The following is a 20,585-nucleotide window of genomic DNA, read 5'->3' on the forward strand; positions in this document are numbered from 1 at the left end:
TACAAATTTACTTGGTATATGATGGGTTAGCGTTTTTGCTGCCCATTCAACTTAGAGGAGATGCAAATGGCTTACGAATTACCCGCGTTACCGTACGAAAAAGATGCCTTGGTTCCACACCTATCTGTTGAAACTATTGATTTTCATTATGGCAAACATCATCAAACCTATGTAACAAACCTTAATAATTTGGTTCCAGGAACTGAATTCGACGGATTGTCATTGGAAGATATCATTAAAAAGTCTTCTGGAGGTATTTTCAATAATGCCGCTCAAATCTGGAATCACACCTTTTATTGGAATAGCTTAAGCCCAAACGGTGGTGGTGAACCAACAGGTGGATTGGCTAATGCCATTAACAGAACATTTGGTTCTTTCCAGGAATTTAAAGAAGCCTTTACTAAATGTGCAGTCACTACATTTGGTTCAGGTTGGGCATGGTTGGTCAAAAATCCTGATGGCTCGTTAGAGTTAGTCAGCACCAGTAATGCTGGATGCCCATTAACAGAAGGAAAAGTGCCTTTGCTGACTTGTGATGTATGGGAACATGCTTATTACATAGATTATCACAATGCTCGTCCTGCTTACCTGGAAGCATTTTGGGCTTTAGTCAATTGGGAATTTGCTACAGCAAATTACGAAGCCTAAGCATTATTGATTAACCCGGGTTCCGACAACATTGCTATCAGAATCCGGGTTTTTTTATTTTCAAAAAACTGCATGGTTAAAAATCCGAAATCAGTTCTTTTCTGTTAAAAGTTGCAAAAAGAAGTTGACTAAAAATGCAATCGATAATAAAAAAATACCCAGCGCCAAGGCAAGCTCAAACTCTCCTCTGCTTGTTTCCAGGGCGATAGCTGTTGTCATTGTTCTTGTTACACCTTGAATGTTACCTCCCAGCATCATCGCGGCGCCAACCTCACCAATAGCCCGGCCGAATCCGTAAATCAGTGCCGCAACCAATGTTTCCCTGAGTTCGCTAATTAGTGGCGCTAATTGCTGATATTTGCTGGCTCCCATAAATTGCAAGGTCATTTTCAATCGCTTGTCACTTGAATGAACGGCTCCTATTGTCAAGTTCATGATGATAGGAAATATTAAGCATGCTTCGCCAATAATAACGGCGGGTTGTGTATAAAGTAGCCCCAGTTCTCCCAGCGGGCCTTTTCGGCTCAACAAGCCGTAAAGAACGAGACCAATCATAACAGTCGGCATTGCCATGAGTGTATTCAGGATATGCTGGAGAGTCCGTTTAAACCAGAATTCGCTGATGCCGATATAAATACCCGACAAAATTGCAATGATGCCGGCCGTAGCCGTTGCAATAAGCGAGATTTTTAATGAGGTCCAGACGATTTGATAAATTGATGGGTCAAAGTGAATGATCAGCTTAAACGCTTCAATTAAAGATTCAGTAAAGAAACTCATAAACAGTCACTTATTTTGAAACCGTAGCCAGTGGCCGGATTGCCCCCCCATTTTTTCAAGTAACCTAACGCCTTGAATACACATGCCTCTGTCAACGGCTTTACACATGTCATATACGGTTAATAAGGCAATTTGAGTCGCATTGAGTGCCTCGATTTCAACGCCTGTTTGACCGGTTGTCTTAACCACTGTTTGGCATCGGATGCAATGGTTCTGCTGATCAGGTTCAAAAATGATTTCAACATGGCTGATAGGCAAAGGATGGCATAGAGGAATCAGATCAGCGGTTTTTTTGCTGGCCATAATGCCTGCAATTCTGGCAATGCCGAGCACGTCGCCTTTCTTGTGATTGCCTTCAAGTATTAAAGACAGAGTGCCGGGGCTCATTTCTATAAATCCCTCAACGACGGCGGTTCTATGGGTAATGTCTTTATGGCTGACATCCACCATATGCGCTTCGCCTGACTGATTAAAATGTGTGAGTTCTGACATGGTTAGATTCCGGAGTCGTAATGCCCGGCTACATTGGGCAAGTTTCGTTCAAAAACAATAAAGATTCGGTTATAGTGGCTCATTATGTAATCTTTTGTATCGCGTGAATAGCTATGTCGATTAAGGTCAAATATTTTGGCAGTTTAAAACAATGGGTGGGTCGCTCAGAAGATGAAATCAACTTTACAGTCAGCATCTCGGTAAAGGAGGCCTGGATGCAAGTTAATGGTCAAAAACCTATGCCGGTTAATACGCTGTCATCAGTTAATTTTGACTATGTTGAGCCTGATTATAAGTTGAATGATGGCGATGAATTGGCTTTCTTTCCACCGGTAACGGGTGGGTGAACCGATGATTCAAATTCGCGAGCATAGCTTTGACCCCTGGATCGAGCTGGTCAATTATCAAACAGAAAATAAAAAGAGACTGTGCCAGGCCGGGGCTACCTGTGTTTTTGTCGGGACGATGCGCGATTTTAATGATGGCAACAGTGTCAGGAGTATGCAGTTAGAGCACTATTCGGGTATGACGGAAAAGCAACTGGCCAACATCATCGATGCAGCAAAACAGCAATGGGCAATTTCGGATGTATTGCTGATTCACAGGACCGGTGAAATTACTCCTTCGGAAACCATTGTCTTACTGGTTACTTGGGCTGCGCATCGTGGTGATGCCTATGATGCCAACCGCTTTATCATGGAGTCATTAAAGTCGAAGGCGCCATTCTGGAAAAAAGAGCTATTGGCGGACGGTAAGGCCAGATGGGTCGAAAAAAATACCGATGGGTATTTACAAATACCGAAGTAAATCGTATGGGCTCACTCCCTCTAATTTTATTGGGTGTCGCTTGGTTCACTGAAAAAACCTCTGCAACAGGGACGTTTCATGTGTTTTTTTAAATCAAGCACCTACGCCCTCAATTCAAAGAGGGTGAGTAATTACAGTAACTCGTCTCCTTCATGCCGAGTTTGGGTAAACAAGACGGGCAATAAGTGGTTAATCATTGGCCAAGTGCATTTATCGCATCCAAGGCTTCCAATTTAAAACGGCAAAATCAATGTTGGGCATTCTAAAAAAAATGAAAACAGAGCTGGCTGAGCCGGTTAATTATCAGTTGTGTTTGGGCGATCAGTTGCTCAATCTCAATGATAGTTTAGATAAACAGGTCAGCTTGCGTTTCGCAGGCAAAATAGTGTGCATTCATTGCGGGCGTGCGACCAAAAAAAGTTTTAGCCAAGGCTATTGCTATCCTTGTTTCATTTCATTGGCACAATGCGATATGTGCATCATGAAGCCTGAAACCTGTCACTACGAAAAAGGGACTTGCAGGGAGCCGGCATGGGGCGAGGAGTTTTGCTATCAGACACATTATGTCTATTTGGCCAACTCATCCGGAATAAAAGTAGGCATTACCCGGCAAACACAAATTCCGACTCGCTGGATTGATCAGGGAGCCGTTCAGGCGCTGCCGATTCTGAAAGTGAAGTCACGGCATATATCGGGTGTGGCCGAGATAGCACTGGCAAAATTAGTTAGCGACAAAACCAGTTGGCAGAAAATGTTAAAAAACGAAAATGAGCCGATTGATCTGATCGCCAAACGCGATGAGCTCATTGAGCAATGCCAGGAAGTGTTTACTGAAATCACCCGCCGGTTTGGCGATCAGGCAATCGAGTATTTGCCCGATCAGCAGGCTATCAAGATACATTATCCTGTTATTCGCTATCCGGCTAAGGTGACCTCGTTTAATTTGGATAAAAATCCAAATGTAAGTGGTGTGCTGCAAGGTATTAAAGGGCAGTACCTGCTCTTGGATACCGGCGTAATCAATATTCGAAAATATACCGGTTACGAATGCGAATTTGTGCCGGATTCGGGGGGCTGAATATCTGAAACGCTATCAAGCCGGTAACGTTCGGTAGCTTGATAATAATCATCAAATCCGACAATGCGGGTCAGTTCAGAAAAATTGAGAATAGGCGGGGCTGTCGTGCCTGATTTAAGGGCTTTTAACGAAGCTTGCATTGAAACAATGGCGGCGTTCAGTAAGGTTAATGGATAAACTGCAATTTTATAGCCCATTACCTCTAATTGATCATGAGGCAATAAGGGCGTTTTACCGTGCTCGATCAAATTAGCCACCTTATAGCCGGGGACCTCGCGGCAATAGCGTTCCATTTCGGCAGCACTTTCCGGCGCTTCCAGGAAATTTATGTCGGCGCCGATTTCGTCAAAAATCCGTGCGCGCGCTATGGCCTCATCAATGCCGTGCGTGGCTCTGGCATCGGTTCTTGCCATGATCAGGATATCAGTGCCTTCATTGCGGGCGTCAACCGCAGCCTGTATGCGCATGACTGCTTCGTTTCTGTCGACAACCGATTTGCCCTGGGTATGACCACAACGTTTAGGGGCGACTTGATCCTCCAGCATGATGCACGCAAACCCGGCTTGCGCGTAGCCTTTGACGGTTCGTTTAATGTTGGCGGCATTTCCAAAGCCGGTATCGCCGTCACCCCAAATTGGAATCGAAACTGAATTACAGATATTTTGCCCTTGATTCAGCATTTCGGCATAAGAAATCAACCCGGTGTCCGGCAGGCCCAACCGACTGGCGGAGACAGCAAAACCGCTCATGAAGGCGGTTTCAAAGCCCGCCATTTCGCATAATCTGGCTGATAGTGCGTCATGACAGCCTGGCATCACTAAAATGCCTGGACGATCAAGGATTTGGCGAAGTTTGGCGGCGGGCGAAAGTGTGTAAGTATTCATGATTGACGGATAAAATTGTGTAATCAATAAAAGTACAGGATAAGCAAAACTCAGGCGAAATGACTTGCTATGTTGGGTTCAACATCGCAAACTTTGCAAAGATAAGTCTATTATCCAGAATATTCAAGAACATCAATTCAAAAAGGCCTTATTAAGCTTGACGAAATCAGGCAAAACCATTAGGTTATCTAACCTTTTTGAAAAAAAACCTAGTAATTTAGTCATGAATTCGCCAAGGCTTAAAACAGTCTAATAACGAATTGCTTCAGTCAGTTAATTTGAGGGTAAAAGTGTGGAGCTAAACGGCGCACAAATTGTAGTTCAGAGCCTGATCGATGAAGGCGTGGAATATATTTTCGGTTATCCGGGTGGAGCCGTGCTGCATCTTTATGATGCCATTTTTCAGCAGCAAGAACTGAAACATATTCTGGTCCGGCATGAGCAAGGCGCAACCCATGCGGCAGATGCATACGCACGCGCAACCGGAAAACCAGGCGTTGTTCTGGTAACCTCCGGACCGGGTGCGACCAATGCGATAACAGGCATTGCAACAGCGTATATGGACTCCATACCAATGGTGGTGATTTCCGGTCAAGTGCCGTCACCAGTGATTGGCAGCGATGCGTTCCAGGAAGTCGATATGATCGGCATTAGCCGGCCCTGTGTGAAGCATAACTTTCTGGTCAAAGACGTGACCAAAATTGCCGAAACGATGAAAAAAGCGTTTCATGTTGCGATGACTGGCCGCCCGGGTCCTGTTGTTATCGATGTGCCGAAGGATATTACCGACCCGCGTATAAAAGTCCCTTACAAATACCCTCGTAAAGTGACGATGCGTTCTTATAATCCTGCCGTTATGGGGCATAAGGGGCAGATCAAAAAAGCGGTCGAATTATTGCTGTCAGCCCAACGACCGATGATTTATTCCGGGGGGGGCGTCATACTGGGTGAAGCCAGTGATGAACTGACTGAAATGACCCGCTTATTAGGGTATCCGATTACCAATACCTTGATGGGATTAGGTGCGTTTCCTGCGACTGATCCGCAATTTGTCGGCATGTTGGGGATGCATGGAACTTATGAAGCCAATATGGGGATGCATGAGAGTGATGTGATTTTGGCGGTAGGTGCGCGCTTCGATGACCGTGTAACCGGAAAACTGGCCGAATTTTGTCCGCATGCGCGCATCATTCATATTGATGTTGATCCTGCCTCCATTTCAAAAACCGTTAGAGTCGACATTCCTATTGTGGGTCAGGTCAAGCCGGTTCTTGAGCAAATGATCGAATTGATCAAAGACAGTAAAACCAAGCCGTCTAAAAAAGCGCTGGAAGCCTGGTGGGAGCAAATTGACAAATGGCGTTCAGTAAAATGCCTGGAATATGATAGAAACAGTCCGTTGATCAAGCCGCAATATGTCATCGAGCAATTGTATGAAGTGACCAAGGGAAATGCGTATGTCACTTCCGATGTCGGGCAGCATCAAATGTATGCAGCTCAATATTATCATTTTGATAAGCCTCGCCGATGGATTAACTCCGGTGGTCTCGGCACGATGGGCTTTGGTCTGCCGGCGGCTATTGGTGTAAAACTGGCTTTTCCCGATGCTGATGTCGCGTGCGTAACCGGTGAAGCCAGCATCCAGATGTGTATTCAGGAATTGTCGACGGCGCTGCAATACAAAACGCCGGTTAAAATTGTCAACTTGAATAACCGTTATATGGGGATGGTCAGGCAGTGGCAGGAATTTTCTTATGAAAGCCGCTATTCACATTCCTACATGGATACCATTCCTGACTTTGTCAAACTGGCGGAAGCCTATGGACATGTCGGTATGTATATTGATAAACCGGAAGACGTCAGGCCAGCGCTTGAAGAGGCTTTTGCAATGAAAGATCGTACCGTATTTATGGATATCATTACTGATCGTACAGAAAATGTTTATCCCATGATTGAATCCGGAAAAGGCCATCATGACATGAAATTAAGAGTTGCGTTAGGCACACCAACAGACAGGGAGTTGGCATAAATGAGACATATCATTTCCATATTGATCGAAAATGAATCCGGAGCATTATCACGTGTCGCCGGTCTCTTTTCTGCACGTGGTTATAATATTGAATCGCTAACCGTTGCGCCAACTGAAGACGAAAGTCTTTCCCGCATGACAATTGTCACCTGCGGCAGCGAAGAAATCATTGAGCAGATTACCAAGCAACTCAATAAACTGATTGATGTTGTCAAGCTGATCGACTTGGCCGGGGCTCCCCATGTCGAGAGGGAATTGATGCTGCTGAAAGTTAGAACGACCGATCAGGACCGCGGCGAAATAAAACGGATTGCCGATATTTTCAGAGGCCGTATCATTGATGTGACGTCTACGACCTATGTTATTGAAATGACAGGCCCATCCGATAAACTGGATGCCTTCATTGATGCGCTGGACAAGGATAAAATTATTGAAGTGGTGCGTTCTGGTCCAACCGGCATTTCCAGAGGCGAGAAAGGTCTGCACCTTTAAGGGAGCAGTCCCCTCAAAAAGGGACACCAATAAGAGTCAGGTAGGCTGAAAAATGTAACCCTGTCCATGATAGCGTATTGAACGACTGGGCAGCTCACTTAAGAATTACCAGGCGGCCTTTACCGGCTGTCTTACATTTATAAATAACAAAAAAACGAGAGAAAACATGCAAGTTTATTACGATAAAGACGCCGACCTTTCAATCATCAGAGCTAAAAAAGTAGCCATTATCGGCTACGGTTCACAAGGCCATGCTCACGCGAATAACCTGAAAGAGTCAGGTGTAGATGTTGTTGTCGGGTTACGAGCGGGTTCACCTTCAGTTGCCAAAGCTGAAGGAGCAGGATTAACCGTAAAGTCTGTTCCTGAAGCTGTTGCCAGTGCCGATGTGATCATGATTCTGACGCCTGACGAGTTTCAGTCACAACTTTATAAAGCCGAAATCGAACCTAACCTTAAAAAAGGTGCAGCACTGGCTTTTGCTCACGGCTTTTCAATTTTGTTTAATCAAGTTGTACCGCGCGCTGATTTGGATGTCATTATGATTGCTCCTAAAGCACCGGGTCATACGGTTCGTTCGGAATTCGTTCGTGGCGGCGGTGTTCCTGACCTGATCGCTATCCATCAGGATTCCTCCGGTATGGCGAAAAGTATTTGTTTATCTTACGCCTCCGCAATTGGCGGCGGTCGTTCAGGTATTATTGAAACGACTTTCCGTGATGAAACAGAAACCGACTTGTTCGGCGAGCAGGCGGTATTATGCGGTGGTGCGGTAGAACTGATCAAAGCCGGTTTCGAAACACTGGTTGAAGCCGGTTATGAGCCTGAAATGGCTTATTTCGAATGCTTGCACGAGCTGAAATTGATTGTCGACCTGATGTACGAGGGTGGCATAGCCAACATGAACTATTCAATCTCGAATAATGCCGAGTACGGTGAATATGTAACGGGCCCTAAAATCATCAACGAAGAAAGCCGTTACGCGATGCGTGAAGCATTGGAAAACATCCAAAAAGGCGAGTATGCGAAAAAGTTTATTCTCGAAGGTTTGACCGGTTATCCGGAAATGACCGCAAGACGCCGCCTCAATGCTGAACATCCGATAGAAGTGGTAGGCGAAAAACTGCGCAGCATGATGCCATGGATTAAAGCGAACCAAATCGTCGATAAATCCAAAAACTAAAGCGGCGCTAACAGCAGCACTTTAAAACTAAGGCCCTTAATTGGGCCTTAGTTGTTTCTGAGTTGGCCTAAACCGTTTTTTTTAACGGTCACGATTCAAAAACACTTATGACGGCGGTCTTTTTCGAACCAGCAATTTTCAGTTTGATCTTTTCGGCGTCATTTTGGGCAGGGAAAAGCCTTTTGAGGAACGCCTTAAACCCTTCCATGGGGGCTTGACGGCAGCATCCCTGCTGCCGACATCCTCAAAACGCTTCCCCCAGCCCTTTTTTCTCTTCAAATTGAGAATTGCTGTTTTCGAACAAGTCTATTCTGATGTCGGAAAGAGACCTGGGAATCTCGAAACTTTCAACTGGGCAACAAAGCGGCTTGATTTGACAAACCGGATGCGCATGGTAAAGCTGAAAAAACAATCGTTTTGTTTGTGCCCCGCATCGAATTTTCTAAAAACATAAAGCGAAGCAGGGGAGTTGGATAACGGAAATTAAACTGTAGAGGTAAACATGCAACTAGAAAATGGCTATCCGAACCATGCTAATCATGAAGTTGTTTCTGTGATACTTAAGTCTATCGATCGAGATGTCGAGCGCGGAGAAGATGTATTGATGTTCGGCTTTTGCGCCGTTTTGTTATCGTCCACTGCAGCGCCAATTGCACCGCCTATCGTGCTTTTACCCATCGTAGCCATTGTATTCGCCTGCTCCGCCTCATGGGCACGATTCAATTATCATAAAATGGCGCAAAAACTGGTGAGAGCCATGCAAGAGCTCAAGCCCAGGGAACGCGCTTTATTGCAGCCGCTGGCCGATATTTTTATAAAAACCCCAATGGAGCCTTTAACCGATTCTTTTAATCCCTTAAAAAATCTACAACGAACCTATAAGAGTATTTTGGGGGGAATATTGATTAATCCTCTCTGGATGCCCATTTTCTATACGATGGGAATTCAGATGACTGAAGAAAAGAATCTTATTGAATTAAACAGAGCCATTATCGGTATTGAGCAGCAAATTGCCCCTTATTTGGAATTGCAGGAAGAGCAAACGGATATTCCTAACTGAGGATATTGGCATATTTCTATGGTGCGGTGCCACATGCGCATGACATTAAAAGGAATTCGGTTTGTGAGTACAGGTTACTGAAGTAATCTAATGCTATTGTGCTGCCGGTTTAATTTTGGCATTGTTTTCACGGTGATAATCGATGAACTCGACAGCCGTAATAGGCTTGGAGAAATAAAAGCCCTGTGCCAGCTGAATGTTTGCCGTGCGTATTGTCATGAATTGTTGTTCTGTTTCTATACCCTCAGCGACTACCACAAGCCGGGATGACTGCAGTAAAGCGGTAATGCCTTCAAGCCATTCCGGCGAAGGGCATTCAGAGCTGATCTGGGCAACCAGAGACTTATCCAATTTGATGACGTCGAAATGACATCTAGCTAGCACTGCCATATTTGCACCGCTGGTCAGCGTAACGTCATCCAAGGCCAAACGGACGCCTAGGCTGGCCATATTGTTGATTGAATTGACGCCCATCAAATCGGGCACTCCCCGTTCGGTGATTTCTAAAGTAATTTGAGAGACTAGATCAAAAATGCCGGCCTTCCTGGCTGCATACTCCAAACCACCGCGACCTAAAATTTCCGGGGGAATATTTATGCTGATGTCTGCATCCGGGTTGGCCAATAACCAATCCCGCATTTCGATGGCCAGCGTTTCGATCAACCAATAGGTCATAAGGCCTGAAATCGGTGTGTTCTCTGCAATCGGAATAAAATTATCCGGCTGAACAATACCAGATGGCCGCCGCCAGCGAATCAAGGCTTCTGCGCCGGTACATCGGCCATCAGTTAGGGAAATAATAGGCAGATATTCAAGGAAAAATTCCTCATTAATCAAGCCTTCATGCAAGCTGTCAAGGTCGATCGCATTTTCAATGCATGAGAAATTGATAGGTGCGTCCATGCTTTCATTCTCTATGGTAGTTTCGAAAAAATCACTCGATACGACATTGTTCGGCACATCGTCCTGTACATTCATCGTATCACCAGTCTTGATAGATTAATCTTAATTTGAACATTAGCAAAAGTATAATTCAGTAAGGCTGTTGAAAAATAATTTCAAGCTTTGCTGTGATAACTTTTTTTAGTGCACCAAGCTTCCTGATAAAAGAAGGCCTAGTCATAAATCAAAGGCGCCGCACCAATAAGGTATTAATTTCGTCATCAGTCAGTGCTATCGGGTTGGTCTGCATACTGCTGCCGCGGCTGTTGGCAACAATGAGCGGGAAATCCGTTTCGGTAATACCGTAGCTGCTGAGGCGAGGTAATTGCAGTTTTTCGCTCCAATCGGTCAATAGCGAGGTTAATGAAGTGCGCGCCTCGGTATCATCCATTTCTGCATGCCCTGTCAATAAACGTCCTACCTGGGCATATTTGGCGAGGGCCGGATTACCGGGCTCGCGCGTTAGCATGGCCTTGATATTGACATCGGTTGCAGCTGCCACCAAGGTGCCGCAAACAACACCATGGGGAATCGGGAAATACGCACCCAGGGGCGAAGCCAAGCCATGTACTGATCCCAAACCCACTTGTGCCAAAGTGATGCCGGAAAGCAATGCCGCGTAGGCCATTGCTGCGCGGCCATAACTGGCAGTCGGTTCCGTACCTTCCCATGCGGCAAAAAAACCGTCTTTGAATGCGCTCATGCCGCTCCAGGCCAGGGCATCGATAAAAGGATTGGCTTTGAGCGAGACGTAGGATTCCAAGAGCTGCGTAAACGCATCCATGCCATCAGCGGCAACCAGTTCGCGAGGACAACTCACCAGTAAATCGGGGTCGATTACCGCGTATTCGGGTATCAAGCACTCATCGCGAAAAGATTTTTTGAAGCCTTCGGGACCTTGTACGCTCAATACGGCGTTTTTGGTCGCCTCACTGCCGGTGCCAGCAGTTGTCGGAACGGCAATAAACGGTTTGCTGGGCCCGCGGTAGGTGATGTTTTTGCCGACGCCTTCCAGATGATCCATCACCGAATTGCCGTGGGGCAAAAGTCCTGCTATCGCTTTGGCGGCATCGAGCACGCTGCCGCCCCCAATTGCTATGACAACATCTATCGCTTCGCTGCGAAATTGGCTGACCGTTTGGTCGACCAGTTCCGGTGAAGGTTCGCCAGAAACGGTCACATGCAGCCAACTCATGCCCTTTGCTTCCAGAGATGCAGTGAAAGAGGGCCAGCGGGGAGTGCTGCAAAATGAATGTTTACCGGTTATCAGCAAGGCCGTTTGACCATACTCTGCCGCCAATGCTGGCACTTCTTTGATACGTCCGCTCCCGAAGATAATGCGCGGCAGCCGGGAAATTGAAAAGGAAGAGAATTGCATAGAAGTTACTCTTGAGGAAAAAGGCCATTGTAACGGATGCCTTGACGCGGTTCAGCCATCCAGTCAGCAACCTGATCGCGCCAGATTAAATAGTGAGCGGTTTGTTTGTGGGACGCTGCATCTTCAGCAGAAACATAGGCTTCATAAAGAATAAACTGCCCCGGATTTTCGGGCGATTGCAGCACATCAAAGCGCAGGTTACCGGGTTCGACGATGGATGCTTCATGATTGAGGCGCGTAGCGGCGATAAATTCATCAATATGATCGGGTTTTACCTGTACATGAACCAAAGTAACGTGCATAGAGACTCCTTATAAGCGAGTGATATTAGCGGCATTATACTGTATGCGGCATAATTTCAGCTTGATTGGAAAGCGGTTGGATTATCGATAAATTCAAAATCATTACGTCGTGAATTTGTATATGCTATAAAGCTGTTTTTTTCCGCTTAACTCAAATACCGTGGCATATCTTTCTTATGATTACATCCGGCAGCGATAAAGACTCTGAGTTACTTCGTATTCAGGCCGCAAGGGCAGACATTACCCTGAATGCCCAGTTTGATAAGGCCTTTATTATTATGAACGCGCTATCCGCGATCATTGCTTCATATGGCTTGTTGGCCGATAGTTCATCAGGAGTCATTGGCGCCATGCTGGTCGCCATGCTGTTAGGCCCTATTGCGGGCTTGTCTTTGTCCTTAGTCGATGGCAATCATCCGCTATTACGCCAGTCTTTGCTGTCATTACTGGGAGGTACGGGAATTGTTGTGTTGTGTGCCTTCATCATCGGTTTTTTGCATACCGATATTCCCGCCGGTAATGAATTGCTAGGCAGAACGCATCCCAATTATCTCGACTTGATGATCGCTTTAGCGGGTGGTGCGGTGGGTGCTTATGCGGTCATCACGCCCCGCATAGTCAATGCCGTTGTAGGCGTCGCCATTGCCACTGCGCTGGTTCCGCCTTTATGTTCGGGCACCATTTTTCTTGCAAGAGGTGAGCTGGATAATGCTTTCGGGGCCTATCTTTTGGCTTTTGCCAATATTGTTGCCATTCAGTTTTCTTTCTCGATCGTGCTCTGGCTGAGCGGGTTTCGTAAAGCCACGGATCAGTTTTTCAGAAGTAAAAAAGTGGTCTGGTTAAACGGTGTTTCCCTCGTGTTGATTACTCTGTTGTTTGTCGTGCTTGGTGCAAACACCAAAGAGGTAATAGGCAAAATGCTCTTTGAAACCAATGCCCGTAAAATTTTGCTGGACGAATTAAAAGCTTACCGTGGTGCACAATTGCTTTCCTTACGGATAGACAATGATGACGGCAAAAATATTATTCGAGCTCAAGTCAATAGCCCACTGGATTTTACTGCCCAGGATGTTGCCAAGTTTGAATCCAAGTTTCCTGTTGCTCCAAACAATTTGCCCAGTGAGTTACGGTTACGCCATGTAAAAGTAAAGGTGATGACCAGAAGCGGAGATAGGTACGATATACAACTGAGTCAAAAAGATGGAGCTACAGATAACTCACCCTGAGTCTTAAACTGCAAAAGCAGTCGGCGCGCCGAACTTCATTTTGGGGCAATTTCATAAACGTGCACTAAAAGGGGACTTCATTACAGTCTATACGATGCATGCCTGTCGTCTCATGACGCGCTTCAGGTTTGGCGACGCCTACTCTCATCCTTATTTATAGCCTTGCTTTGATGTTGGTTCAATTATTGCTGATTTCTGATGGAATGAACCAATAATGTCTCTAAAGGTAACTAAGTATGACTGGAAATGCCGCACGTCTTCACGCCGTTCAAAATATCACCAACCGCCAGCCTTCCCCTCCTAAAGCTCCTGAACCACTATGTAGTTTATGGGCAAGTGATGTGTTTACGCTCAGTAAAATGAAGGAAAGCCTTCCTAAAGAAGTATTTAAATCGGTAAAGAAAACCATTGAAACCAGTGCTGAACTGGATGTTTCGATTGCCGATGTAGTGGCATTGGCGATGAAGGACTGGGCCTTGTCCAAAGGCGCTCTGTATTATGCCCATGTATTTTATCCGTTAACGAACGCGACAGCGGAGAAGCACGATGGCTTTATTTCTGTTCAGAGCGATGGTTCTGTTATTTCTGAATTCAGCGGTAAAGTGTTGGTGCAAGGTGAGCCGGATGGCTCGTCGTTTCCCAATGGAGGCATCCGTTCTACCTTTGAAGCGCGGGGTTATACTGCCTGGGATGTCAGCAGCCCGGCTTACATCATGGCGACCGATAATGGGGCAACGCTCTGCATTCCTACCGTTTTTATATCCTGGACTGGTGAGGCCTTAGATAAAAAAACTCCGTTATTACGGGCCAATGCCGCCATGAACAAAGCGGCGCAACGGGTTTTATCGCTGATGGGAAACACGGATATTGCCCCGGTAAATTCCAGTTGCGGCGCCGAACAGGAATATTTTCTGGTCGATACCCATTTCGTCAATAGCCGTCCGGACTTGCTTTTGGCCGGCAGAACCCTGTTTGGGGCGCCCGCCGCTAAAGGCCAGCAATTTGATGATCATTATTTTGGTGCGATACCTGAACGCATCCAGGTTTATATGCAGGATGTTGAAGAGCAGTTATATCGATTGGGTATTCCTGCCAAAACCCGGCATAACGAAGTGGCGCCCGGACAATTTGAAATTGCACCCTTTTTTGAATCCGCCAACGTTGCGACTGATCATCAGCAATTATTGATGACCGTCTTAAAAAACACCGCTAAACGCCACGGTCTGGTTTGTCTTTTACACGAAAAACCCTTTAAGGGCATTAACGGCTCCGGTAAGCATGTCAACTGGTCTGTCGGTAATGCAACCCAGGGGAATTTGCTGGATCCAGGTTCAACGCCGCACTCCAATACTCAATTTTTGTTGTTTTGCGGAGCAGTGATCCGTGGCGTACACAAATACGGGCCTTTGCTGAGAGCCGCCGTGGCTACCGCCAGCAATGATCATCGATTGGGAGCGAATGAGGCCCCACCGGCGATCATGTCCGTTTATCTGGGTTCACAACTCGATAATGTGTTCGAGCAAATCAAGGACGGCAAAATTACCGGATCATTAAACGCCGGCGTTATGAATCTGGGAATAAATACCATTCCCGTGTTTAATAAAGATGCAGGTGATCGAAATCGCACTTCGCCTTTTGCCTTTACCGGTAATCGTTTTGAATTCCGGGCGGTGGGTTCCGGGCAATCTGTAGCCGGTCCGTTAGTCACCATGAACACCATTTTGGCGGACTCGTTGAACTGGGTAGCGGATACTCTGGAAGGTTTGCTGTCCAGCGGTTCGGATCTGGATACTGCGATCCTGAAAACCCTTAAAGAAATCATCGATCAACACGGTGCGGTGGTCTTTGGTGGTAACGGCTATTCCACTGAATGGCACAAAATGGCAGTTGAAGAACGTGGGCTGGCCAATCTTAAAACTGCAGCCGATGCGCTGCCGGTTTTAAAAGAGCCACATATCGAGGCTTTGTTTGACAAACTGGGCGTCTTATCACCCGTTGAACTTGCCAGCCGTTTTGAAATATATGCCGAGCAGTACATTCTTGCCATTGAAGTGGAAGCCAAGCTTGTGGTCAGCATGGCTAAAACCGGCATTTATCCCGGTGCGCTCAAGTATTTGTCCGATATTTCAGCGACGATCAGCAGCTTGAAAAGCAATGGCACAGAGCTCTGTAATAAACGATTGGTAGAGATTTCAACGTTGGTCAATTCAATGATGGAAGCCGTGGATAAATTAAGTGCGGCTATTGGACAGCATGACTTTGCAAGCGTTGAAGAACACATGCAGTTCTGTGCTAAAACTATCCGCCCAATAATGGACGACGTTCGAAAATTTGCTGACCTTCTGGAAGGGGAAATAGCCGACGAATTATGGCCCTATCCAACTTATCAGGAAATGCTGTTTGTTAAGTAGCAATCATTCCCCGTTTTGTATTTGCAGCGTAACTACTCGCCCGCTTGGAATAGCGGGTGTAGGTGATTGATTGAAAAGGCTTCTGCAACAGGGATGTTGCAGAGAGCTACAGGGACGTTATTAATGCGTCCTTTGAAATCAAGCGCCTACACCCAATAAAACGGGAAAGGGGATGAGCAAATACTTTTCAGCATCTGTTTGGGCTAGGAAAAGCCTTTCCCATAATCCTTCCATGGCGAGCTTGCCGGCAGCATCACTGCTGTCTGCCCTCAAAAAGGCACTGTTTGCATAATGTTGAAAGTTAATCAACGTCGTCATTCCGGCATGGATTGCTGGAATCCAGATCACAAGGATGTGAACATCCAACACCATCCATGACTTCCAGACCCCCGGTAATCCAAGCCGGGGCGACATCAACTATTAACGCGAACATAGCCCTAAAAGGCAGCGTCCCCAGTCCTTTCAATTTCACCTTGCCGAATGTTGAAATTTTCCGTTTACCAGATATTCGAGCCGACAGTATTTAGAGAAGATCACGGACAGCACCCGGCCAAAAACGGACCGCCGCACTTCGGATTTATTGTCCGGAGTGGATTCGATAGCCGTCTGACCGCTTTTATGATTGCACAACCGGGGCTGGTCTTGTGTAGCCTCGACACAGCGTTAGCTGAATCAAGTGTGTCGGACATCAATCATCAGACTAACATCAAAAATTTGTAAGCGTGTTGCCCTTCGAATACTCGATTCCATCAAGGCTACTTGCTAATAACGCTAACTTTCGAGTTGCTTCCAAATTGCATAATAAATACGCCCTGATTCATTACCCAAAGCATTAACCCATGCTTTAGCCTCCATTTGACTCAGTTTGTCCCTAACTTCAGATAAAGATTGTTTCCCAATTGCTCCCATTGTGTTGGCTAAGGGGATGGCCGCCATACGAGGAACACCCAACAAACGCAAAGCGATGGCGTTGTCATCATTGACACCGTAGTAAGCGCGAGAAGGTAAATTGCGCAAGGGGCTGTCTTCTTCAAGTTCTCCAGCGGTCATGGACAACAAAGCCCCCAAACCCCAGGAAGCGGTTTGAGTCAATTTACCAAACAAATTCTGGCCGCATTTGGTTATATCATCGGCAAAATGGGTTTTGGCTATCGCTTGTACAGGAATACCGTTGACCCAATCTTTTAAAATTAAGGCCAGTTTTTGACCGTCAGGGTTTTGTCCGCCGGTAACCTCATTAAGGTTACCGCGCAACTCGGGCACTTTCAGCAAAACGCCCATCATTTTTTGCAGATCAGTGTTGTCTTTCTGGAACAAGGTTTCGCTGTTCCAAACGCTTTCTTTAATGCCTTGCTCGTTTACTGCTTTAAGTGCCGTTCTAATGCTTTGTAGGGAAAAACCCGTGCTGTCCACTAGCTTGAGTGGTTGGCCGGACTGCTGGAAGTAGTCAATGTAACTTCTAATCCCACTGAGCAGAGTATTCGCTTTAGTTAAATTTTTATGGCGCAAATGTTCAAAACCAAAAGTGCCTCGCAGGATTTCTTCGATTTTATCGATAAAATCAGGCGGGCAATCCATTTGGCGGTAAGTGTGGGTTAAATATTGCAAAAAAGAAGACCATTCTGGATGTCGATAAACAATACCTCCTAAATCAGCCAGCAAGTCTTCGGCCTCACTTACCATGCCAATCAATGCCGAATTCAAATCTCCGCTTTGCTCGTCGATAAACTTTGCCAGCTTTTGCACTTTATCGTCCTTATCGGCAACTAAAGCCACCACGCCTAAACTACCTTGATCGACCCTTCCGGCACGGCCTGCAATATTCCAAAAATCTTCCGGCGGCATGTCTTGCCCGTAAGGGTATTGATGCGCAGCCATGACAACACCTGCAACCGGAAAATTGACGCCTTGGGCAATCGTGGTGGTGGCGGCTAAAAAATCAATCTCGTTATTTTCAATCAGCCATTCCATCAAAACTCTGGTTTCATCCGACAAACCGCTGTGATGAACACCGATGCCATAGTTCAGTAAATCAATTAGCGGGAAACCTTCATCATATTCCAAACGCAAAAAGTCTTGCACTAAGCGGATATTTTTGGAAAGCGCCGAACGATGATTGCAATCTAGCTTTAGCTTGTCCGCAAGCGTCCAGACCCAATCGGGGCGAACGTGCATCAGAATGATTGAGCCGCGCTGCTTTAAGCTTTGCGCTGTTAATGCGGCTAAGCTGCTCTGATTATTGATCTGGCTATAACTTTGACGGTCGTTTGCTTCTTTGGGCAAAGCAAGCTTGGCATCAATACTTAAAGTTTTTCGTGTCGTGTGTTTTGGTTTGAATTGCAGTTGATACGAATGACGCTTGCCATTCGGGATTTTTTCGGCATTAACGATGCCGATAACCCGATCATTCGGTTGCCAATCAAGGCTTAAACTGATGTCCTGTGAATTAGCCCCGCCCAGCCAACGCGCTACTTCACGGGCGTTCTTGATAAAAGGAGTCAGAAGCAAAAATTGCGCATGTTGGCATTCTTTATTGATGGTAGCCAGCAACAACTCCAAACGCAAGCCTCTGGTTTTATCCTGAAGAGTGTGGGCTTCATCGACCACCACCAAAGTTAAAGGCCGCCCGACTTTGGTTTCTAAATCCTGTCTTAACATCAGGTCGAGTTTTTCAGGTGTGGTCACGAGCACGCGGAATGCCCGACGTTCATCTTGTTCATGCAGTAGCTTGGTTTCGATGCCGTCAATTTCCAAAGCCGGGCTAACTTGCTCAACGCTAACACCCAAAGGTTCAAAATCTCTTCGTAAACGCCGCGCTACCTGATTGACTAAGGCTTTGGTCGGTGCGATATAAGCCACCCAACCTCGCTCGGGTTCAAATTGGTTTAAGGCTTGCAAAATACGGAACTGGGCAATCAGCGTTTTACCGCTGGAGGTGGGCAAGCTGACCACAACGGCACGGCGGCTTGATCCCAACAAACCTTGTTCTGCCAAAGCACGGCGTTGCGGAGGTAGCACATCAAACAGCACTTTATCGCCCCGCCCCCTGTCAACCAGACTTCTGACAAATGCGGTGACACGCGAATTGACAGCACGAGTAACCGTCCAGATCGAATTGTCAGTTAATTGTTTAGCGCAAGCAGCCAATAAACGGGTCATCGGTGCAAGCGAAGAGCAGCCGGTGGGTTCTAACGCCGCCAGCGCACGATCAAAGTGCATATCCAGCAAAGGACGAATATGAAAACTGCCTTGAACTACGCCATCGGTTAGAAAATAAGCCATGATTTCAGCCGCTTTTGCCAAATGATAAAAAGCGATCAGTTCCATTGCCGCTATCTTGGCGTTAATGCCGGAATGAGTTTGCAGGTATTCCGCTTCAAATTGGTTTTGGCTAAGACGCAGGTCGGCAATCAGTTCCAGCACAACATCTCGATCTTTCCAGCCGTGTTTGCGGATGACACGTAGCCAAAGTTCCAAAACTGTAGCCCAAGTCCGTTCTCCCCAACTGACCGAACCCAAGGGCAATGTAGGCCAAGTTTTTTCGCGTAGCATTCTTGTAGCGTCCGCACCTTTATCGCCAATTACAGCTAAGGCGCAGTAGCGCAGCACCTGTTCCGCTTGTGTAATAGGTTCGGGTTTGTCAGGTAAGACGCGGAATAATCGAAACGCACCTGCTGCGCAATCACGCAATTGGTCTTGATTGCCTTCGCTGATGCCATCAATCAATAAGTCAAGCACTACTAGTTCCAGAGCCTGAGCATTACGTTCGATTAGGTCGAAATCAATATCGACGGCGGTTTGCAATAAGGCTTTATACAAAAGCGCTTTATTGGCTTCGTTTTGGGCTAGTTCCAAACCATCCTGCAGACTGTCCAATAACCAGTGGCTCATGACATCGCTCCACAGGATACTAAGCGCGGCAAATCGGAAATGGCGTGTGGCAGATAAAGCGCTTGCAAGTGGCAAGTACTTGGCGAAGTAATCTTTTTGGATAAATGTTGTGCGCGACTTTTTAAATCGTTCTCAGCGGGCGCAGTATCCCGGATTAAGACACCAAAAATGGTGATGGCTTTGTTGCCGGAGCGAAGAAATAAAGCAACTGCCGCATTAAATTGGTTTTCATGTGGCGAGTTTTTACAGCGCGGCTGAAGGTAGCGCAGTAATTGAAACAGAATGCTTAAGTCTGTTGCCAGCGTTTCCAATTGCTGCGCCATTCCGCCGCGCCCGTTCATCACATTGGGCGGAGATGAAACATCGCTGGATGCTTTAACTTCGCCAAAAACAAGGCGGGTTTCATTTCCCAACTCAATAAAACCAATTAAATCGGCACCGGGCAAACTAGCTTTGGGTGTGCGTTTGTCGCGCTCAGTATTCCAAGGCCAAATAACCCCGTGTTTTTGGTTGAGCCAAGCTTCAGCTAAGGCTTCAGCAACAGCCCAATCACGTCCCTCGGGTGTTTCGGCAGCCAACAGTGCATCAAGGCTAGTTTGGGCAAAGCCTGTCGTCGCCAAACCACGTAAATGCACTTTGAAATCGTCTTGGGCGGCTTGATCGTGCAGACGTGCAGCAACATCCTTTTGTAAAAAGGTGTGGTAATGGTCACATTGCTCCAAGGATTTGCCCTCCCAAGAGACTGCTCCATCAACACCACTGTATGCTAAATTCTCCACGAATGCCTTGACTGCTGTTGTTAAAAAAATCGTAATAGCCCGCTTAGCTCCGATTAGCGATAGCGTAATCGGAGGACTGTTGCCTTCGAAATGTGCGATTACGCAAGCTAATCGCACATTTTGAATGACAGCTTATTTGCCTTTTCCTGTCACAGCAAATTAAATTATATCTGTCAGCTCAGGGTCGTTAACTACCAACCCAA

20 protein-coding genes are annotated in these 20,585 nt (G+C 46.4%); 11 read left to right on the forward strand and 9 right to left on the reverse strand.

Features of this window, described 5'->3' with window-relative positions; translation table 11 throughout:
* The first annotated feature begins 66 nt into the window (after nt 1–66).
* Nucleotides 67–648, forward strand: a complete 582-nt coding sequence (locus tag Q7V32_RS19450; RefSeq protein WP_304898632.1) for a superoxide dismutase — start codon at nt 67–69, stop codon at nt 646–648.
* Between the two features lie 90 nt (nt 649–738).
* Here the strand turns inward: Q7V32_RS19450 and Q7V32_RS19455 are convergent, their stop codons facing one another.
* Entirely contained in the window at nt 739–1,428 is a 690-nt protein-coding gene (locus Q7V32_RS19455) for an ABC transporter permease (protein WP_304898633.1), read from the reverse strand.
* A 6-nt stretch (nt 1,429–1,434) separates the two neighbouring features.
* Complete coding sequence (moaC, locus tag Q7V32_RS19460; RefSeq protein ID WP_304898634.1) at nt 1,435–1,920, reverse strand: cyclic pyranopterin monophosphate synthase MoaC; 486 nt, start codon at nt 1,918–1,920, stop codon at nt 1,435–1,437.
* Between the two features lie 113 nt (nt 1,921–2,033).
* On the opposite strand from moaC, the gene Q7V32_RS19465 reads away from it, so the two are divergent.
* From Q7V32_RS19465 to Q7V32_RS19475, 3 genes are all read left to right on the forward strand, one after another.
* Nucleotides 2,034–2,267, forward strand: coding sequence for a MoaD/ThiS family protein (locus Q7V32_RS19465; RefSeq protein ID WP_304898635.1), 234 nt, complete (start codon nt 2,034–2,036; stop codon nt 2,265–2,267).
* Between the two features lie 4 nt (nt 2,268–2,271).
* Nucleotides 2,272–2,727 (forward strand): molybdenum cofactor biosynthesis protein MoaE, encoded by a 456-nt coding sequence (locus tag Q7V32_RS19470; RefSeq protein WP_304898636.1) that lies wholly within the window; start codon nt 2,272–2,274, stop codon nt 2,725–2,727.
* 271 nt (nt 2,728–2,998) lie between these two features.
* On the forward strand, nt 2,999–3,805 hold the full coding sequence (locus Q7V32_RS19475; protein WP_304898637.1) for a DUF2797 domain-containing protein: 807 nt from the start codon (nt 2,999–3,001) through the stop codon (nt 3,803–3,805).
* Here Q7V32_RS19475 and Q7V32_RS19480 read toward each other — a convergent pair.
* Complete coding sequence (locus Q7V32_RS19480; protein ID WP_304898638.1) at nt 3,769–4,689, reverse strand: oxaloacetate decarboxylase; 921 nt, start codon at nt 4,687–4,689, stop codon at nt 3,769–3,771. The two genes, Q7V32_RS19475 and Q7V32_RS19480, sit on opposite strands and share 37 nt — an antisense overlap.
* Nucleotides 4,690–4,981: 292 nt before the next feature.
* Here Q7V32_RS19480 and Q7V32_RS19485 point away from each other — a divergent pair, with 292 nt between their 5' ends.
* The 4 genes from Q7V32_RS19485 to Q7V32_RS19500 all read left to right on the forward strand — a co-directional run bounded on the left by Q7V32_RS19485 (nt 4,982) and on the right by Q7V32_RS19500 (nt 9,453).
* Complete coding sequence (locus tag Q7V32_RS19485) at nt 4,982–6,718, forward strand: acetolactate synthase 3 large subunit (RefSeq protein WP_304898639.1); 1,737 nt, start codon at nt 4,982–4,984, stop codon at nt 6,716–6,718.
* Entirely contained in the window at nt 6,719–7,210 is a 492-nt protein-coding gene (gene ilvN / locus Q7V32_RS19490) for an acetolactate synthase small subunit (protein WP_304898640.1), read from the forward strand.
* A 166-nt stretch (nt 7,211–7,376) separates the two neighbouring features.
* A complete protein-coding gene (ilvC, locus tag Q7V32_RS19495; RefSeq protein WP_304898641.1) occupies nt 7,377–8,393 on the forward strand; it encodes a ketol-acid reductoisomerase in 1,017 nt (338 codons plus the stop codon).
* Nucleotides 8,394–8,895: 502 nt separating this feature from the next.
* The gene (locus Q7V32_RS19500; RefSeq protein WP_304898642.1) at nt 8,896–9,453 is read left to right on the forward strand and encodes a hypothetical protein; all 558 of its coding nucleotides are present in this window, start codon (nt 8,896–8,898) and stop codon (nt 9,451–9,453) included.
* Between the two features lie 93 nt (nt 9,454–9,546).
* On the opposite strand, the gene Q7V32_RS19505 is transcribed toward Q7V32_RS19500, so the two are convergent.
* The 3 genes from Q7V32_RS19505 to Q7V32_RS19515 form a co-directional block, all read right to left on the reverse strand.
* Entirely contained in the window at nt 9,547–10,431 is an 885-nt protein-coding gene (locus tag Q7V32_RS19505; RefSeq protein WP_304898643.1) for an EAL domain-containing protein, read from the reverse strand.
* Between the two features lie 148 nt (nt 10,432–10,579).
* Nucleotides 10,580–11,773, reverse strand: a complete 1,194-nt coding sequence (locus Q7V32_RS19510; protein WP_304898644.1) for an iron-containing alcohol dehydrogenase — start codon at nt 11,771–11,773, stop codon at nt 10,580–10,582.
* Between the two features lie 5 nt (nt 11,774–11,778).
* Nucleotides 11,779–12,075, reverse strand: a complete 297-nt coding sequence (locus tag Q7V32_RS19515; RefSeq protein WP_304898645.1) for an antibiotic biosynthesis monooxygenase — start codon at nt 12,073–12,075, stop codon at nt 11,779–11,781.
* A gap of 176 nt (nt 12,076–12,251) precedes the next feature.
* Here Q7V32_RS19515 and Q7V32_RS19520 point away from each other — a divergent pair, with 176 nt between their 5' ends.
* Both Q7V32_RS19520 and Q7V32_RS19525 read left to right on the forward strand, forming a co-directional pair.
* The gene (locus tag Q7V32_RS19520) at nt 12,252–13,301 is read left to right on the forward strand and encodes a DUF389 domain-containing protein (protein ID WP_304898646.1); all 1,050 of its coding nucleotides are present in this window, start codon (nt 12,252–12,254) and stop codon (nt 13,299–13,301) included.
* Nucleotides 13,302–13,537: 236 nt separating this feature from the next.
* Nucleotides 13,538–15,712 carry a glutamine synthetase III gene (locus Q7V32_RS19525; protein ID WP_304898647.1) on the forward strand — a complete coding sequence of 725 codons (2,175 nt, stop codon included), beginning with the start codon at nt 13,538–13,540 and terminating at the stop codon, nt 15,710–15,712.
* A 138-nt stretch (nt 15,713–15,850) separates the two neighbouring features.
* Here the strand turns inward: Q7V32_RS19525 and Q7V32_RS19530 are convergent, their stop codons facing one another.
* Nucleotides 15,851–16,084 (reverse strand): hypothetical protein, encoded by a 234-nt coding sequence (locus Q7V32_RS19530; protein ID WP_304898648.1) that lies wholly within the window; start codon nt 16,082–16,084, stop codon nt 15,851–15,853.
* Nucleotides 16,085–16,192: 108 nt separating this feature from the next.
* Here Q7V32_RS19530 and Q7V32_RS19535 point away from each other — a divergent pair, with 108 nt between their 5' ends.
* On the forward strand, nt 16,193–16,432 hold the full coding sequence (locus Q7V32_RS19535; protein ID WP_304898649.1) for a hypothetical protein: 240 nt from the start codon (nt 16,193–16,195) through the stop codon (nt 16,430–16,432).
* A gap of 51 nt (nt 16,433–16,483) precedes the next feature.
* On the opposite strand, the gene Q7V32_RS19540 is transcribed toward Q7V32_RS19535, so the two are convergent.
* Together Q7V32_RS19540 and Q7V32_RS19545 are read right to left on the reverse strand one after the other, a co-directional pair.
* Complete coding sequence (locus tag Q7V32_RS19540) at nt 16,484–19,603, reverse strand: DEAD/DEAH box helicase (protein ID WP_304898650.1); 3,120 nt, start codon at nt 19,601–19,603, stop codon at nt 16,484–16,486.
* Nucleotides 19,600–20,382: a hypothetical protein gene (locus tag Q7V32_RS19545; RefSeq protein ID WP_304898651.1), complete on the reverse strand. Its 783-nt coding sequence runs from the start codon at nt 20,380–20,382 to the stop codon at nt 19,600–19,602. Before Q7V32_RS19545 ends, Q7V32_RS19540 begins: the two co-directional genes overlap by 4 nt.
* Between the last annotated feature and the right edge of the window lie 203 nt (nt 20,383–20,585).

The organism is Methylicorpusculum sp., assembly GCF_030651835.1.
Taxonomy (GTDB): domain Bacteria; phylum Pseudomonadota; class Gammaproteobacteria; order Methylococcales; family Methylomonadaceae; genus Methylicorpusculum.

Excerpts from the sequence above, each read along its gene's own strand:
- Q7V32_RS19450 (WP_304898632.1), top strand. The coding sequence starts at position 67 with ATGGCTTACGAATTACCCGCGTTACCGTACGAAAAAGATGCCTTGGTT.
- Q7V32_RS19455 (WP_304898633.1), bottom strand. The coding sequence starts at position 1,428 with ATGAGTTTCTTTACTGAATCTTTAATTGAAGCGTTTAAGCTGATCATT.
- moaC (WP_304898634.1), bottom strand. The coding sequence starts at position 1,920 with ATGTCAGAACTCACACATTTTAATCAGTCAGGCGAAGCGCATATGGTG.
- Q7V32_RS19465 (WP_304898635.1), top strand. The coding sequence starts at position 2,034 with ATGTCGATTAAGGTCAAATATTTTGGCAGTTTAAAACAATGGGTGGGT.
- Q7V32_RS19470 (WP_304898636.1), top strand. The coding sequence starts at position 2,272 with ATGATTCAAATTCGCGAGCATAGCTTTGACCCCTGGATCGAGCTGGTC.
- Q7V32_RS19475 (WP_304898637.1), top strand. The coding sequence starts at position 2,999 with ATGAAAACAGAGCTGGCTGAGCCGGTTAATTATCAGTTGTGTTTGGGC.
- Q7V32_RS19480 (WP_304898638.1), bottom strand. The coding sequence starts at position 4,689 with ATGAATACTTACACACTTTCGCCCGCCGCCAAACTTCGCCAAATCCTT.
- ilvN (WP_304898640.1), top strand. The coding sequence starts at position 6,719 with ATGAGACATATCATTTCCATATTGATCGAAAATGAATCCGGAGCATTA.
- ilvC (WP_304898641.1), top strand. The coding sequence starts at position 7,377 with ATGCAAGTTTATTACGATAAAGACGCCGACCTTTCAATCATCAGAGCT.
- Q7V32_RS19500 (WP_304898642.1), top strand. The coding sequence starts at position 8,896 with ATGCAACTAGAAAATGGCTATCCGAACCATGCTAATCATGAAGTTGTT.
- Q7V32_RS19505 (WP_304898643.1), bottom strand. The coding sequence starts at position 10,431 with ATGAATGTACAGGACGATGTGCCGAACAATGTCGTATCGAGTGATTTT.
- Q7V32_RS19510 (WP_304898644.1), bottom strand. The coding sequence starts at position 11,773 with ATGCAATTCTCTTCCTTTTCAATTTCCCGGCTGCCGCGCATTATCTTC.
- Q7V32_RS19515 (WP_304898645.1), bottom strand. The coding sequence starts at position 12,075 with ATGCACGTTACTTTGGTTCATGTACAGGTAAAACCCGATCATATTGAT.
- Q7V32_RS19520 (WP_304898646.1), top strand. The coding sequence starts at position 12,252 with ATGATTACATCCGGCAGCGATAAAGACTCTGAGTTACTTCGTATTCAG.
- Q7V32_RS19525 (WP_304898647.1), top strand. The coding sequence starts at position 13,538 with ATGACTGGAAATGCCGCACGTCTTCACGCCGTTCAAAATATCACCAAC.
- Q7V32_RS19530 (WP_304898648.1), bottom strand. The coding sequence starts at position 16,084 with ATGGTGTTGGATGTTCACATCCTTGTGATCTGGATTCCAGCAATCCAT.
- Q7V32_RS19535 (WP_304898649.1), top strand. The coding sequence starts at position 16,193 with ATGTTGAAATTTTCCGTTTACCAGATATTCGAGCCGACAGTATTTAGA.
- Q7V32_RS19540 (WP_304898650.1), bottom strand. The coding sequence starts at position 19,603 with ATGAGCCACTGGTTATTGGACAGTCTGCAGGATGGTTTGGAACTAGCC.